Annotated in this window: 15 protein-coding genes and 1 riboswitch; of the genes, 12 read left to right on the top strand and 3 right to left on the bottom strand. The window is 41.7% G+C overall.

What is annotated here, in order from left to right:
* Positions 1-44 precede the first annotated feature (44 nt).
* From ACFWE9_RS02690 to ACFWE9_RS02700, 3 genes are all read left to right on the top strand, one after another.
* A complete protein-coding gene (locus ACFWE9_RS02690) occupies positions 45-1118 on the top strand; it encodes a M42 family metallopeptidase (RefSeq protein ID WP_230154559.1) in 1074 nt (357 codons plus the stop codon).
* A gap of 83 nt (positions 1119-1201) precedes the next feature.
* Complete coding sequence (locus ACFWE9_RS02695) at positions 1202-1714, top strand: DUF84 family protein (protein WP_230154568.1); 513 nt, start codon at positions 1202-1204, stop codon at positions 1712-1714.
* Between the two features lie 161 nt (positions 1715-1875).
* A complete protein-coding gene (locus ACFWE9_RS02700) occupies positions 1876-2745 on the top strand; it encodes an AraC family transcriptional regulator (protein ID WP_230154574.1) in 870 nt (289 codons plus the stop codon).
* 145 nt (positions 2746-2890) lie between these two features.
* Here ACFWE9_RS02700 and ACFWE9_RS02705 read toward each other — a convergent pair whose 3' ends face one another.
* Positions 2891-3340: a YtoQ family protein gene (locus ACFWE9_RS02705; RefSeq protein ID WP_230154576.1), complete on the bottom strand. Its 450-nt coding sequence runs from the start codon at positions 3338-3340 to the stop codon at positions 2891-2893.
* A gap of 83 nt (positions 3341-3423) precedes the next feature.
* On the opposite strand from ACFWE9_RS02705, the gene ACFWE9_RS02710 reads away from it, so the two are divergent.
* From ACFWE9_RS02710 to murC, 6 genes are all read left to right on the top strand, one after another.
* Positions 3424-3972: a hypothetical protein gene (locus ACFWE9_RS02710; RefSeq protein WP_230154578.1), complete on the top strand. Its 549-nt coding sequence runs from the start codon at positions 3424-3426 to the stop codon at positions 3970-3972.
* Positions 3973-4082: 110 nt separating this feature from the next.
* A complete protein-coding gene (locus ACFWE9_RS02715) occupies positions 4083-4394 on the top strand; it encodes a thioredoxin family protein (protein ID WP_207436825.1) in 312 nt (103 codons plus the stop codon).
* A 50-nt stretch (positions 4395-4444) separates the two neighbouring features.
* A complete protein-coding gene (locus tag ACFWE9_RS02720; protein WP_377355449.1) occupies positions 4445-5251 on the top strand; it encodes a DUF1444 domain-containing protein in 807 nt (268 codons plus the stop codon).
* 373 nt (positions 5252-5624) lie between these two features.
* Positions 5625-5728: riboswitch (glycine riboswitch) on the top strand.
* A 266-nt stretch (positions 5729-5994) separates the two neighbouring features.
* Complete coding sequence (locus ACFWE9_RS02725; RefSeq protein WP_230154581.1) at positions 5995-7182, top strand: M20 family metallopeptidase; 1188 nt, start codon at positions 5995-5997, stop codon at positions 7180-7182.
* 601 nt (positions 7183-7783) lie between these two features.
* The gene (locus tag ACFWE9_RS02730; RefSeq protein ID WP_483878210.1) at positions 7784-10447 is read left to right on the top strand and encodes a DNA translocase FtsK; all 2664 of its coding nucleotides are present in this window, start codon (positions 7784-7786) and stop codon (positions 10445-10447) included.
* Between the two features lie 282 nt (positions 10448-10729).
* A complete protein-coding gene (gene murC / locus ACFWE9_RS02735) occupies positions 10730-12034 on the top strand; it encodes a UDP-N-acetylmuramate--L-alanine ligase (protein WP_377355453.1) in 1305 nt (434 codons plus the stop codon).
* 96 nt (positions 12035-12130) lie between these two features.
* Here the strand turns inward: murC and ACFWE9_RS02740 are convergent, their stop codons facing one another.
* A complete protein-coding gene (locus ACFWE9_RS02740) occupies positions 12131-13243 on the bottom strand; it encodes an aminopeptidase (protein WP_377355455.1) in 1113 nt (370 codons plus the stop codon).
* Between the two features lie 228 nt (positions 13244-13471).
* Between ACFWE9_RS02740 and ACFWE9_RS02745 the strand changes: the two genes are divergently transcribed.
* From ACFWE9_RS02745 to ytxJ, 3 genes are all read left to right on the top strand, one after another.
* A complete protein-coding gene (locus tag ACFWE9_RS02745; protein WP_230154585.1) occupies positions 13472-13981 on the top strand; it encodes a DUF948 domain-containing protein in 510 nt (169 codons plus the stop codon).
* Between the two features lie 50 nt (positions 13982-14031).
* Positions 14032-14604, top strand: a complete 573-nt coding sequence (locus ACFWE9_RS02750) for a YtxH domain-containing protein (RefSeq protein WP_230154586.1) — start codon at positions 14032-14034, stop codon at positions 14602-14604.
* A 135-nt stretch (positions 14605-14739) separates the two neighbouring features.
* The gene (ytxJ, locus tag ACFWE9_RS02755) at positions 14740-15066 is read left to right on the top strand and encodes a bacillithiol system redox-active protein YtxJ (protein ID WP_230154587.1); all 327 of its coding nucleotides are present in this window, start codon (positions 14740-14742) and stop codon (positions 15064-15066) included.
* 50 nt (positions 15067-15116) lie between these two features.
* Here the strand turns inward: ytxJ and ACFWE9_RS02760 are convergent, their stop codons facing one another.
* Positions 15117-15524, bottom strand: coding sequence for a hypothetical protein (locus ACFWE9_RS02760; RefSeq protein WP_230154588.1), 408 nt, complete (start codon positions 15522-15524; stop codon positions 15117-15119).
* Between the last annotated feature and the right edge of the window lie 14 nt (positions 15525-15538).

Below are 15538 nucleotides of genomic sequence, written 5' to 3' on the forward strand. Positions count from 1 at the left end.
TCTGTAAAATAGTAAGAAACAATACATAGGTTAGGGGTAAAAAGATGAATCATGAGACTTTAGAACTTTTTAAGACATTGACGGAATTACCAGGTGCCTCGGGAAATGAACATGCAGTTCGGAGTTTCATGAGGAGTGAGCTTGAAAAATATTCAGATGAAATCGTCCAAGACCGGCTTGGTGGAATTTTTGGCGTAAAAAGAGGGTATGAAGAAGGACCCACGATACTTGTTGCCGGTCATATGGATGAAGTAGGCTTCATGGTCACCTCCGTAACGGAAAATGGAATGATTCGCTTTCAGACTCTAGGAGGCTGGTGGAGTCAGGTGCTTTTGGCACAAAGAGTGGAAATCATTACCGATAATGGTCCTGTCATTGGTGTCATCGGTTCGATTCCGCCTCATTTACTTGATGAATCACAACGCTCAAAACCAATGGATATCAAAAATATGCTTATTGATATTGGTGCGGATGATAAGGAAGATGTGAAGAGAATCGGTATTAAGCCTGGTCAGCAGATTGTGCCGATTTGTCCATTCACGCCAATGGCCAATGAGAAAAAGATTCTCGCAAAAGCCTGGGATAATCGCTACGGCTGCGGACTGGCAATCGAGTTGTTAAAAGATCTGAAAGATGAAACATTACCGAATGTCTTATATTCCGGAGCAACCGTGCAGGAGGAAGTGGGATTACGGGGGGCGCAAACGGCGGCTCATATGATCAAACCGGATATTTTCTTCGCTTTGGATGCAAGCCCGGCAAACGATATGTCAGGCAGTAAAAGTGAATTTGGCCAGCTTGGGAAAGGGGCACTGCTCCGCATTCTTGATCGTTCGATGGTTACACATCGCGGCATGAGGGAGTTCATCCTTGATACAGCAGAGTCTAATGATATTCCGTATCAATATTTCGTATCCCAAGGCGGCACGGATGCAGGCAAGGTCCATATTGCAAATGAGGGCATTCCAAGTGGTGTGATTGGTATTTGTTCACGCTATATTCATACACATGCATCCATGATTCATATTGATGATTATGCCGCTGCACGTGAATTGATTGGAAAATTGGTTCGTTCCTGTGATAAAACGACATTTGAAACATTGATAAATAACGGCTGATAGAGGAAGCTGAAATGGAAAGGGATACAGTCAGATATCCTTTTCCAGCAGCTTTTTTTTTGCATAGAAGGAAGGTAACTATTATGAAAATAGCAGTGGGCAGTAAAAATCCGGCGAAGGTAAAGGCTGTGCTGGGCGTATATGAAAAAGCTGATATCATATCACTCCAAGTGGAAAGCGGGGTTTCGGAACAGCCATTTTCAGATGAAGAAACGATGGATGGGGCAAAGACGCGTGCCCTGAACTGCTTGATTCACAGTGATGCCGAAATCGGTATTGGACTTGAAGGCGGCGTCGTGAAAATGGAGCAAGGCCTATTTCTGTGTAATTGGGGTGCGATGGCAACGAGAGACGGCGCGGTCTATGTTGCAGGCGGTGCGAGAGTTCCACTCCCCGAAATTGTAGCTGAGAGGCTGCTGGGCGGCGAAGAACTGGGACCGGTGATGGACAACTTCACAAAGCAAGAGAATATAAGCAAAAAAGAAGGAGCGATTGGCGTGTTTACTAATGAGCGAATCACCAGAGGAGATATGTTCCTTCATATCATGAGGATGCTTGCAGGTCAACACGAGTATAAGCTGAAAATGAAAAAGTAGAATGTTTGAATTACTGGCATGAGTGTATGCTTCATTTTGATATTTCAGCAGTACGATATCAATTCTACGAGCGATTTAATGGAATACTGCCACAACAGAGCAAGATTTGACAGGATTTAAATTTGTCGGGTTGCTAGTATAGATGACAAGGAGTGAGTGGGATGGGGTGGATTGAATCGATCCAAAAGGCCCTTGACTATATCGAGGAGCACTTATTGGATGACCTGACAATCGAGAATATTTCCTGGGAAGCGAATGCCTCCGCTTTTCACTTTCAACGGACGTTCACCATCTTAACGGATATATCCGTTGGTGAATATATCCGGCGCCGAAGATTGACCTTGGCGGCGCAGGAGATATCAAGCACAAATGGCAAGGTTATTGATTTAGCCTACAAGTATGGCTACGACACTCCCGAGGCCTTCTCAAAAGCTTTTCGAAGGCAGCATGGAGTATCTCCAAGTGAAGCCCGGAAGTATATGGGGAAGCTGAAATTCTATGAACGCCTGGTGATACAGGTGATTTTGAAAGGGGAAAAACCGATGAAATACAATATCCTTGAAAGAGATTCTTTTCAATTGATTGGGATCAAGCAAGAGTTTTCTTTGGTTAATGAAGGAAATTTGGTTGGGATTCCGAAGTTGTGGGAGAAAGTGAATGCGGATGGAACGAGCGACAAATTAGAGCAGCTGAACAATGGCCAAATAGTTGGATTGCTCGGTGTGTGTGTCGATAAGAGGGCAGAGGAAAAAAATGAAACGATGGATTATTGGATAGCTGCAGAGTATGCCGGGAAAGTACCCGAAGAGTTTTCAACCCTTACGATACCGGCTTCCAAGTGGGTTGCATTTGAAGTTCACGGACCTATGCCTGATGCCATTCAAAAAGCGTGGAAGCAAATTTTTTCCGAATGGTTTCCTACAAGTGGTTATGAACATGCCGGAATTCCTGAACTGGAAGTATACACGAATGATGACGCTTCAAACCCTGATTATTACTCAGAAATTTGGATTCCTATTAAAAATAGATAAGTTTAAATGCATTTCGCTTGTAGGGTGGGTTATTCTGTTTCCCTACAAGCTTTTTGCGGTTTGATTGTACATAATCGTTTTCCCTTTTACCTTGATGAATGCATTATTCTAGAATGGCAGGCATGATTGGTTCGTCAAGGGAGAGTCACAATCCATCTTCAAAAATATAAGAGAGCACCTTCATGGCTTGATTCACGGATTCGACCGTGACACTCGCCTTTTCTGATAATTCCTTTAAGGCATGGTGATGGGATTCGGGGCGGATCAAAATAAGCGGTTTACCGAGTGAAACGGCAGTGCTTGCGTCCATGGCGGTATTCCATTGTTTATATTTCTCGCCAAACAGAGCAACGACCAGGTCAGCTTTTTTCATCAAAAGACCTGTCCGCAAATTATTAATTTGGGAAGCGGCCGTATCCTTTTGAATCGGGTTCGGTTGTTCACCAAGAATATCTTCACCGATATGATCGGATCGTTCATGGTTCTCCATCGGACCGACAAATTCTAACGGTAGCTTCAAGGCAGCGGCCTTATCTCTCAACTCACTTCTCCAATTTGAATGGATTTCCCCAGCAAGATAAACGGTTAATTTCATGGTTTTCCTCCTCTGAATTTAAATTGCTTTCATTGTATCATGTTTTGAGAAAATGGATGAATTTCATAAATAAGGATAATAGTATGCATAAGAGAGTAAAAGTGACGGCTGGAGGAATGACAATGGCTTTATCGAATAAAAAATTTCTTATTATATTTCTGATATTGAGCAGTTTGATTGTGGGCTGCTCCAGTATCGATAGACAAACAAAAAAAGCAGAGAAGGCCGCAGAATTGGCATTTCGAAACGATGAAAAACAGCCCAATATTGAGGCAGGGCTTATTCAGGTATATATGCCAAAGGGTTTTAAAGTAGTGGAAGAACATGATAATAATTTGATTTTACAAAAAGGTGATAAGATTTATATATTATTTGTCAATCCTAATGAAAAGGAAGACAGCTCCGTCTTATTTTTGGCGATAAAGGAACAAGATGATCAATATGTGGTGCTGCATTCATTTCAAAATGATGATAAGTTCGGTTTTATCTCGATTAAAGAGTCACCGAATGAAAAGTATGAGCTAGCAGTGGGGATCGGTGGAGTCAAGTTGACAACGGAAACGGATAAGGACCATTTAAAAACCGATGCGAAACAAATGATGGAAGTCGTTTCATCTGTGCCGCAAAAATAAGTAAAAGTGCTGTCGTTCAACCAATCCGTATTAATGGTTGATTTCTAGAGAGTCTGGTATGATGGGATTATAAAACCTAAGATATCATTTAGAGCAGGAGGAATATTCAAATGGAAAATTTACAAACTGTGGAGCAATATGATGCATTAAAAAATGAAGGCAAACATATTTTTCTTTTTTCAGCAACATGGTGTGGAGATTGCCGTGTAATCGAACCGATCATGCCCGAGATTGAAACGAAATTTCCGGATTTTACATTCATTTATGTAGATCGAGATGAATTCATCGATGTGTGTGCAGCTAATGATGTATTCGGTATACCAAGTTTCATTGCTTATGATAATGGCAAAGAGCTAGGCAGATTCGTGAGCAAGGATCGCAAAACACAAGAACAAATTGAGGAATTCATTCAATCACTATAATCAATTTCCCCTTCTCGCTGGGGATTTTTCAATGAAGAGGAGGGTCAAACATGAAAATGGACAGCACGAAGCTGAAAAATATCTTGAAGGATCGTTTAAAAGATGATAACCGATCATTCAAATTCGATAGCAAGCAAGATACGTTACGGGTGGAAAATGTGAAAACCGGGAAGGGGATCACCATCGAGTTGCCTCCTGTACTTGCTAACTATGAAAACGTGCAGGAAAAAGCCATCGATGAGGTTGCCTATTACGTGGAAGAGGCCTTGAATGTAATGGGCGGAGAACACAGCATGGTAGGCAAGGAGAAATCCATTTTCCCTGTCATCCGTTCGACTTCCTTTCCAATGGAATCAGAAGAAGGAAATCCTTTTTTATTCGATGAGCATACGGCTGAAACCCGGATACTTTACGCACTCGATTTGGGGAAGACCTACCGTTTGATTGATGAAAAGATGATTCAACGGGAAAATTGGCAGGGTGAAAGGATCCGTGAAATTGCCCTTTTCAATGCCCGGTCCCTTTCCACTGAAATGAAGTCGGATATCGTTGCCGGTAATAAATTTTACTTTTTAAACACCAATGATGGATATGATGCTAGCCGAATTCTTAACGACTCCTGGCTTCGGGACATGAAGGACAAGATGGAGGGGACCATGGCGGTGGCCATTCCGCATCAGGATGTCATCATCATTGCCGATGTGAAGAACGATACGGGATATGATATTCTGGCACAAATGGCCATGAGCTTCTTTGCGAGCGGTCATGTACCGATAACGGCTCTATCATTCCTTTACGAAGAAAATGAGTTGGAGCCCATCTTCATTATGGGTAAAAACAAAAAGCGTGAACAATGAATCATTGAAAAACATAGGACCGTGTCAGCATGGAAAAGTTCCAGCTTGGCAGTGGTCCTTTATTTATGGAGTACTATGTGCAAGTTTAGTAGAGTTAGAAGTTTTCAGGTCCATATGTTCAATGAAAAGGAAGCGTGAGTGACAAAGCAGCAAGGAATTTTTTTTTTACAGCCGTAAGTAATCATAATTCCGAGAGGGATATCTCCGGAATGTTCTGTTTAATGGTGTTGAAATTTATTTTAGTATGGGTGATAATATAGTTAGATTATTTTGAAAATAGAGATTATTGCTGATGGTGAATAGGGACTGGTATGAGTTTCAGTCTGAATTGGTTCACGATTTTAAAAAACTGAATATTTAAATTATATAGCGGATGAATGTTGTGGGAGAGTGCAAAATATAATGCCACCGAAGGAGCAAGTTCCAAAAATCACCCTTGGATCAAATCTCTCAGGTAAATGGAACCGCAACTGGACGCAACTCTGGAGAGCGCGTATGAAACATGATGCCACCAAAGGGGAAATCTCCAGAAAATAAAATGGAGTTAAACTCTCAGGTAAAAAGGACAGAGAAGGGGAGCAGTAAGTTTACGCAACCCTTTTCTGTCCTTTTTTGGCGTGCAAAAAAGAATGGGGCCAGCTTTATTTGGCTTCTGACAGGCAGGCGTGCAGCGAAACGAAGCCTTCCATTTCGAAAGGCCTTCCTGATCAAAAACTTATATTGAAATAAAGGGGGAAAATATTTTGAAAAATCAATTAATGAACATGCTTGAAGCCCGTAAAGAGGAAATGGTTCAAATCCGCCGTCATTTACATGAGAATCCCGAGCTTTCCTTCAAAGAAGAGAAAACAGCACAATATATCATTGATTTTTATAAGGGTAAAGATGTGGACATTCAAACGAATGCAGGAAATGGATTAGGGGTCATCGTAACGATCGAAGGCGGGAAACCAGGGAAAACGATAGGTCTACGAGCCGATTTCGATGCATTGCCGATTACAGAAGAAACGGAGGTTCCGTTCCGATCAACAAATGAAGGTGTCATGCACGCCTGCGGACACGATGGCCATACCGCTTATTTATTGGTCCTGGCAGACTGCCTAGTAGAGTTAAAAGATTCCCTTTCCGGTACCATTAAAATCATTCATCAACATGCAGAAGAAACACCCCCTGGAGGTGCAAAAAGTATTATGGAATCAGGGGTTCTGGATGAACTGGATGCTGTTTTTGGCATTCATTTATTCCCGACATATCCAGCTGGGGAAATTGGATATCGCAGCGGCTTTTCGATGGCTGGAAGGACCTACTTCAAATTGGAAATAAAAGGCATGGGCGGCCATGGTTCATCCCCGCATATGGCCAATGACGCAATTGTAGCAGGTGCCCATTTCGTCACAGCCGTGCAAACCGTTATCAGCCGCCGCTTGAACCCTTTTGATATGGGCGTGGTTACGATCGGTTCTTTTGATGGAAAAGGTAGTTTTAATGTCATTAAAGATTGTATAGAAATAGAAGGGGATGTCCGTTACATGACAGCAGAGACACAAAAGCTGATAGATAAGGAAGTCCACCGGATCGTTAAAGGGATAGAAACGGAATTTGGTGTTCAGTGTGAACTTTCGTATGTGCCTGATTATCCACCGTTATATAATGACCCTGAACTGACTGGATTCGTGAAAAATAGCCTTGAAAGTATGAACGACAAAGATATTAAGAAGGTCATGGAATTTCCGATGTTCTCAGGTTCGGAAGATTTTTCGTATTATGCAGAAAAGATTCCTGGCTGCTTCTTTTACATCGGCTGTAAACCAAAAGGGGTGGAAAGGGCTTATTTCAATCACCATCCTAAATTCGATATAGATGAAGATGCCCTATTGATCGCTGCCAAATCAGTCGCACAAGTTGTATGCAGCTTTGGTGAATCGGAATAGTCAAAATGGCCCTTTCTTAGCAAAAAAAACGCTGGAACCCACAAAACACCGTTCGGTTTAAACGAACGGTGTTTTATAAGTTTCAGCAGTTATATGAATGCCACCGGCGATTTCGTATAGGGTGATGGCATGTGTTACGGACGTCTCTAATAGTTGCATGGAAACTTAATCTCTTTGTAAACGCGATTTAACAGCGGTGTTTTATTTAAATAGTAGACTAGGGACTAAAGTTATTTCGCGGCGGATAGGTTTAAACTCTTTTCAGAAGGGGTTTAGTAGGGTAGGAGTTAGGCGAAAAACGTAGAGTTGGTAAAGAATCGGAAAAAAATGTACATACAAATCCCAATTTAGCTTAAATTTTCTCGATATTTTAAAAATAACTGGTAGAATTAGTTACATAACTACAGATGTAGAAAGAGTGATAGGTTTGAAATGGCTAAATAAGATGAAAAAATGGTTCCAAGCAGAGGAAATTATTGAAATTGAAGAAATTATTATAGATGAACCGCTTGATGAAGAAACATTAAGGAATATGGATTTTTCGAAGATTTCTAAGGAAAAGAAAGAAGAAATAAAAGTTTATAATCAAACAGTGGAAAAAATGTCCCAGACAAAAGATCCGGATACAAAAATCCTGTTTCAATATCCAAAAGGAGAGTTCAAGTTTCCTCTCATTCCCGACAGGGAGCATAACAAAAGAAGCCCTAGGGAAAGAAAGAAAGAAGATCGCGAACCAAAGCAGGGAAACATGACCAAAGAAACGAGAAGGCCAGTGAGGGAGCCTGAACCAAAACGGGGAAGCACGAATCGGGAGCCTGAACCAAAAAGGAGAAGCACGAATCGGGATTCAAACCCAAAAATAGTCCCGTCGAATACTCCATTCCGCCCAACGGAAATCCCTTCACCTATTTATGGATTTCGCCGTCCGGAAAAAAAGATCGTCCCTTCTGAAAAAATTGTCGAATATGAATTAGAAAGCACACTGCCTGTTCTTAAAAAAGAAGAACTTCATAATGATATTCCAGCATCAATCCCTGAAGTTCCAACAGCCTATGAGGAATTGAAGATAGAACCATCCGTTCTTGTACCAGAACAAGTGGAAGAAAAAAGAGAAGGGTCGGAGATACCCGCTTTCTTTCGTGAAAATTCCATTGAGGCGGCACCTGAAGAACCAGTAAGCGAGCCCGCTGAACTAATAACAAAGCAAGTGGAAGAAAAAAAGGCTTATGAACACGATCATGATGATTTTGGACGAGAAGTCGCTGTATCCATAATGGAACAGGTTGAAGATGCACCGCCTGAAGCTATAGAGGTTCCTAGGGAAACCGCGGTACTATCACCTCAACCGATGAGTCATGCAAGTGAATCATCATCTGTGATACCGGATGAACAGCCTAAACCAACGAAAAAACATATCCCTTTTAATGTGATGATGCTTAAGCAAGATCGAAAAAGAAACGAGTTCTTGAATAAAATGATCCCGGAAAAAAAAAGCCTTAATGCCGAAAGGGGAATAGTTTCACTTGAAAAGGAACCTCTAATTAATGCTGATGAAGCGGAGGCAGGACAAGCGAAACCAACCATTCCTGAAGGGCAGACGGAGGAAGGCAAGGGTATGTTGAAAGATGGAACTCCTGTCACTCCAGAACCCGTAAACTTTACGGAAACCAACTATGTTTCCGAAAAGGTCGCCAAGCCCGAAAATGCTGTTGAAGCCAATATCGGTTCGAACCCGGTCCATGAAACTTCCATTTCTGAAAGTGGTAATCGTGGTGCAGCCTTCTCCAAAGCAGAAGGGAGACAGAGTGCAGCCCCAGAATCTTTTGGTTCCCTGGAAGTCGATGATAATCCATACTATGTGTTTCCAAATATTGAGTTGTTGACACCTCCTACTTATGCTGTGCATGATGATGAGTGGCTCGAGGAACAAACTTTATTACTGGATGAGACGTTGAAAAATTTTAATGTCCGTGCAAAAGTTGTCAATGTCACTCAAGGGCCGGCAGTGACTCGTTTCGAAGTGCATCCGGAACCGGGAGTGAAGGTGAATAAAGTGACAAACCTGATGGATGACATCAAATTAAGCCTTGCCGCCCAGGATATGCGGATGGAAGCGCCGATACCGGGTAAACATACAATTGGGATTGAGATTCCGAATAGGAAAAGCAAGCCGGTATTTTTGCGAGAGGTTTTGGAAAGTACTGAATTTCAAGAGCATGAATCACCTCTTGCAGTGGCACTCGGCCTTGATATATCAGGGCAGCCTATTATCACGGATTTGAGAAAAATGCCTCATGGATTGATTGCCGGACAAACGGGATCAGGGAAAAGTGTCTGTATCAACACCATGCTGGTCAGCTTGCTTTATAAGGCGACGCCTCAGGAGTTGAAATTACTATTAATCGATCCGAAAATGGTCGAGCTTGCCCCGTATAATCGAATCCCGCATTTGGTCAGTCCGGTCATAACCGATGTAAAGGCCGCTACGGCTGCGTTGAAATGGGCGGTAGAGGAAATGGAACGACGCTATGAATTGTTTGTACATGCCGGTGTCCGTGATATCAGCCGCTTTAATGACCAAGCGGAAAAAGCCGGTCAATATTCGAACAAGCTGCCCTATATCCTGGTGATCATCGATGAGCTTGCGGATCTAATGATGATGTCCCCGGCTGATGTTGAGGAGGCGATCTGTCGCATTGCTCAAAAAGCCCGGGCCTGTGGCATTCATTTAATTGTAGCCACTCAGAGACCTTCAGTCGATGTCATCACTGGATTGATCAAGGCAAATATCCCGACAAGGATCGCGTTCTCTGTTTCTTCCCAGGTCGACTCGCGCACGATTATCGATAGTGGGGGAGCAGAAAAGCTGTTAGGAAGAGGAGATATGTTATTTGCTGAAAACGGTTCATCAAAAACGGTTCGTTTGCAAGGAACTTTTGTAAGCGACGAAGAAATAGATCAAGTCGTCAACCACGTGAAATTGGAGCAGCAACCGAAGTATCTTTTTGAACAGGAAGACTTACTGAATAGGGCCCAGGTCACTGAAGAAGCGGATGAACTGTTTTTCGAGGCTTGTGAATTTGTCGTGAGCCAGCAGGCTGCATCTGCATCAAGCGTCCAAAGGCGCTTCAGAGTCGGTTATAACCGTGCAGCGCGTCTAATAGAAATGATGGAGCAGCAGGGAGTCGTATCTGAATCCAGAGGATCAAGACCCAGGGATGTTTTGATTACAGAAGAAGAACTGGAATTTTTAGATGGTAATTAAGAGAACCGATTAAAAGGAAATTGTATATAATGTGAAAGGGTGAAAACCCGTTGTTATCACCTTAATGGACGGAAAAGCCAATGATTTGATAAATTGGCATCTGCCTGACATGGATGTATGAATAAAAAAGTGATATAATAGTTATTTGTTGATGAATGATTGAAAATATAAGCATTAAACCTATGAAGAAATTGCGTTTCTAACAAGTCTCGTAAAGAAAAACAAATAAAAGATGACGTCATATACTGTCATACAGGTAGACGATTGGTGGAGGTTCGCTTTATGACTGCTTACCATTTTGTGGGAATTAAAGGGTCGGGTATGAGTGCTCTTGCACAAATACTGCATGATATGAATATTGAAGTGCAGGGTTCTGACTACGAAAAAGAATTTTTTACACAATTGGCATTAGAAAAAGCCGGGATTAACATCCTTCCTTTCAATGAGGAAAATATACAACCTGGAATGACCATCATTGCAGGAAATGCGTTTCCGGATAGTCACCCGGAAATCGTGAGGGCAAATGAACTTGGTTTGCCGATCATCCGTTATCACCGTTTCCTTGGTGATTTCATGAAAAACTTTATCAGTGTGGCGGTTACGGGAGCGCATGGAAAAACATCAACGACCGGATTACTTGCACATGTAATGGGTGGCGCTAAACCGACATCCTTTCTGATTGGGGATGGAACGGGTAAAGGAATCGTGAATTCCGATTACTTCGTATTCGAAGCATGTGAATATCGCCGTCATTTCCTTTCTTATTATCCGGATTATGCAATCATGACGAATATTGATTTTGATCACCCCGATTATTACGCAAATGTCGAAGACGTGTTCGAGGCATTCCAAGCAATGGCCCTTCAAGTCAACAAAGGCATTATTGCGTGCGGTGATGATGAGCATTTACCACATATTCAGGCGAAAGTACCGGTTATTTTTTACGGATTTGCAGAAGGAAATGATTTTCAAGCGAAAAATGTTTCCGTCTCTCCGGATGGCACTACTTTCGATGTGCATGTAAGAAACAATTACTATGATACATTTACTATCCCTACTTTTGGAAAGCATAATGTATTGAATGCACTTGGTGTCATTGCACTTTGTAAATATGAAAACTTGGATACGGAAGCTGTGAAAGCCCAATTGCGCACTTTTGGCGGAGTTAAACGCCGGTTCTCCGAAAAGGAAATCGGAAGTCAGATCATCATTGATGATTATGCGCATCATCCGACTGAAATCTCAGCAACTGTTGATTCAGCGCGTCAAAAATATCCGGAGCGTGAGGTTGTTGCGGTATTCCAGCCGCATACTTTCTCGAGAACGCAAGCATTCCTGGATGAATTCGCCGACAGTTTGAATTTGGCCGACAAAGTATACTTATGTGAAATTTTTGGATCTGCTCGTGAACATCAAGGGAAATTATCGATTGAAGACCTTCAAGATAAAATTCCTGGTGCCGAGCTGATTACGGAGAACACAACATCAATATTGCAAAATCATGAAAACAGTGTCGTGTTATTCATGGGTGCGGGGGACATTCAAAAGTTCCAAGCTGCCTACGAGCATTCACTGCAGGTAAAATAAAAAAACGATCGATCCCGTTTAGTGGGTCGGTCGTTTTTTTATCGGTATTTAATAAAAAAAACCAGCCGCATATTTAGTATGCTGCCGGTTTTTTCGTTATTTTAAATTTTCTGGATTTAAATTTTCCAGTTCCGGTAAAACGAAACGTCCGTCCTTACGTATCAAGACGTCATCAAAATGGATTTCCCCTCCGCCATATTCAGGGCGTTGAATATTGACCAGGTCCCAGTGAATGTCTGAATGGTTTCCGTTAAAGGCATCATCATAGCATTGTCCGGGAGTGAAATGAAAACTTCCATCAATTTTTTCATCAAAGAGGATATCTTGCATCGGGTGTAGAATATAAGGATTTACACCAATTGCAAATTCACCGACATATCGTGCTCCTTCATCAGTATCAAAAATTTTGTTAATGCGTTCCGTATCATTCGCAACTGCTTCAACGATTTTTCCATCCTTGAATGTTAACTTCACGTTTTCAAAAGTAAAACCCTGATAAGGGGATGGAGTATTATACGAAATCACTCCATTGATGGAATCTTTCACAGGAGCCGTATATACTTCACCGTCAGGAATGTTCAGCTCACCTGCACATTTGATGGCTTTAATGTCCTTGATGGAGAAGGTTAGGTCCGTACCGGGCCCAGTTAAGCGGACCTTATCCGTTTTATCCATCAATTCAACAAGGCTGTCCATGGCTTTGCTCATTTTGCCATAGTCGAGGTTGCAGACTTCGAAATAAAAGTCTTCGAAAGCTTCTGTACTCATTTTGGCTAATTGGGCCATGGAAGTTGTCGGGTAGCGAAGGACGACCCATTTTGTTTTTGGCACGCGGATATTTCTATGTACTTTACCGACTGTTTGTCCATGAATCGTCATTTTCTCTGGAGGGACATCGGATTGTTCATTGATATTATCCCCGGCGCGTAGGCCGATATATGCATCCATCTGGCTCATTACGTTCGCTTCAAACTCACCCATCATCTTGTACTGTTCTTCTTTGGCACCCATCAACAAGGCACGATCCACTTGATGATCCTTTAAAAGAACGAACGGGTAACCACCTGCTGCATAGGCTTCATTAACAAGGGCGTTAACAAGTTCACGCTGCAATCCAAAGTTTTCGATCAAGATTCTTTCACCTTTTTGAAGCTTCACGGAATAATTGATTAGGTTTTTGGCCAATGTTTCAATTCTGGGATCTTTCATTAAAATACCTCCATTGTATAAATTCGACTTATCTTTCTATCATACCCGATTTCCGGCCATAAGTGTCACCCGTAGAATTTTATGGAGGAACTGGATTTAGACAATAATATTTCCAGATTAGGGTTTGATAGGGTATATTGAAAAAATAAATAAGTTTATAATATTAGGGAAGGGGTAATTAATAACTATCAGTTACCAAATAAGTCGATTTTTTTCGGAGGTGTTCCAATGGAGATTATTTTATACGTAAGTGCTGCTGTTGCAGCGATAGCTTTCTTGATCCTTGTTATATTCCTAACAAAGGTACTGACATCACTTCAAACCACCCTGGACAGTGTGGCCCGGACGCTGACAGGACTTGAGAGCCAAATGCAGGGCATAACGCTCGAAACTACCCAGTTATTACATAAAACAAATACGTTGGCTGAAGATTTGCAGCATAAGTCAGAAAACCTGAACACAGTGGTTGATGCTGTGAAGGAAGTGGGTACATCCATCTCTAGCTTTAATTCTTCGGTCCAAAAGGTTTCCCATAAAGTGCAGGCGGAGATTGATAATAATCAAGAACGAATCTCACAAATTGTACAATGGAGTAACGTAGCCTTAGAGATTCGGGACAAATGGAAGTCAAGAACCAAACAGGCTGCCCCGAGCCCCGCTGAAAGGGCGGAGTTAGAAAGGGTAGCATTGGAAACCGATAATTTACCTAAAAAAAGGTTTTTACGTTCTAGATCTTAAAATCTAGTTAAATAAAAATAAATAACTGAAAATTGAAAGGGGAATGTATTATGACTCAAAAAGAATTTCAGACAAAGGACTATCAGAAATCCTATGAGGACGAACGCGACTCGATCAATTCAAAAGACTTTATGATTGGCGCCTTAATCGGCGGGATGATCGGAGCGGCCACCGCTTTGTTCATGGCTCCGAAAGCAGGCAAGGAATTAAGGAATGATTTTAATGAACAAGCTAGAAACATTTCAGAGAAAACAGAAAAATTAAGACAAACAGCTATTGAAAAAGGTACTATTCTTGCCGATACTGCAAAAGAAAAAACAAGTTCCGTCACTGAGATCGTTTCAAATAAATCATCCGATATCGTTAATAAAGTGAAAAGCTTAAAAACGGGAAAAGAAAACGGTGACGCGGCTGATGATACGACAAATTCGAGCAATAAGGATATAGATGTAACGGGAGCTTCCGATTCTCCAATCGTATCCGTCGAAACCAATTTTGCTAACGGCACGGACTCAGAAAATAATCCAGCCGACCCTACAAGCGAAAACAAGAATACGGCAAAATTAAAACTTGATGAAGCGAAAAAAGCATTTGAAGAAACTGAAAATAAATTGACGAAATAAACTCTAAACCCTTTCATTCATTCAATATGGATGAAGATGCATAGAGGTACGAAGAATAAGGCGGTGAAGCGCATCAATGGCTTCATCGCCTTTTTGATGGTAAAATTTATAGGACAAGGAAAGGGGACATATAGTATGACCATAACCAAAATTGAAACAGAAGAACAATTCAATGAGCTTTTAAAAGAGGATACATTCCTGTTATTCAAGCATAGTGTAACTTGCCCTGTCAGTGCGGAAGCATATGAACAATATGAGAAGTATATCTTAGGGAACGAACAACTTAAAACGGCCTATTTAGCCGTTCAGGAAGCTCGTCCACTTTCCAATTATGTGGCAGAAGCATTTGATATCAAGCATCAATCACCCCAGGCCATACTTTTTAAAAGTGGAAAACCGGTATGGAATGAATCTCATTGGCGGATTACAAATGATTCATTGAGCAAGGCCATCACTGAATGATTTTATAAAGGCCGGATCCCTTAGGATCCGGCCTTTTACAATGCCACCATTCATACAATGGTTGGCCAAAGGATTTTTAAACGATCTTCAGGGGAAACTTGTTCTTGAAAGGTCGTTTCTTGTTCGTTTTTGATGAGGATGAAGCGTTTATTTCCCTGTCTGGGGAAATCGATCTCAATATGGCGGAATATATCCTGAAAAATGAATGGTTCTGGCTTTTGCTGGACAAAGCTAAGTGAATCTCCTGAAAGAATGATCTCGTTCTCATCCAAAAGCACGTCATCTCGCCGGAACTCGGCTAGCTTTCTTGAAAGGATGAATCGATTATCTTCAAAAAAATAGGAATGGAGAAGGTCTGCTGTAATATGTAACTTTTCCGCAACATCCCTTAATGTTGGATTGAGAAGTGTTTTGTTTGGCGGCGATGGTCTGAGCTTCCTGGACGGCACTGAATTCAAGGTGGAGAATATCT

It is taken from the genome of Peribacillus sp. NPDC060253, assembly GCF_042727425.1.
Classification (GTDB): domain Bacteria; phylum Bacillota; class Bacilli; order Bacillales; family DSM-1321; genus Peribacillus.

Coding starts and splice junctions, on each gene's coding strand:
- ACFWE9_RS02705 (WP_230154576.1), bottom strand. CDS start 3,340: ATGAAATTAACCGTTTATCTTGCTGGGGAAATCCATTCAAATTGGAGA.
- ACFWE9_RS02695 (WP_230154568.1), top strand. CDS start 1,202: ATGAAAATAGCAGTGGGCAGTAAAAATCCGGCGAAGGTAAAGGCTGTG.
- ACFWE9_RS02730 (WP_483878210.1), top strand. CDS start 7,784: ATGTCCCAGACAAAAGATCCGGATACAAAAATCCTGTTTCAATATCCA.
- ACFWE9_RS02740 (WP_377355455.1), bottom strand. CDS start 13,243: ATGAAAGATCCCAGAATTGAAACATTGGCCAAAAACCTAATCAATTAT.
- ACFWE9_RS02710 (WP_230154578.1), top strand. CDS start 3,424: ATGCATAAGAGAGTAAAAGTGACGGCTGGAGGAATGACAATGGCTTTA.
- ACFWE9_RS02690 (WP_230154559.1), top strand. CDS start 45: ATGAATCATGAGACTTTAGAACTTTTTAAGACATTGACGGAATTACCA.
- ACFWE9_RS02715 (WP_207436825.1), top strand. CDS start 4,083: ATGGAAAATTTACAAACTGTGGAGCAATATGATGCATTAAAAAATGAA.
- ACFWE9_RS02750 (WP_230154586.1), top strand. CDS start 14,032: ATGACTCAAAAAGAATTTCAGACAAAGGACTATCAGAAATCCTATGAG.
- ytxJ (WP_230154587.1), top strand. CDS start 14,740: ATGACCATAACCAAAATTGAAACAGAAGAACAATTCAATGAGCTTTTA.
- ACFWE9_RS02745 (WP_230154585.1), top strand. CDS start 13,472: ATGGAGATTATTTTATACGTAAGTGCTGCTGTTGCAGCGATAGCTTTC.
- ACFWE9_RS02720 (WP_377355449.1), top strand. CDS start 4,445: ATGAAAATGGACAGCACGAAGCTGAAAAATATCTTGAAGGATCGTTTA.
- murC (WP_377355453.1), top strand. CDS start 10,730: ATGACTGCTTACCATTTTGTGGGAATTAAAGGGTCGGGTATGAGTGCT.
- ACFWE9_RS02700 (WP_230154574.1), top strand. CDS start 1,876: ATGGGGTGGATTGAATCGATCCAAAAGGCCCTTGACTATATCGAGGAG.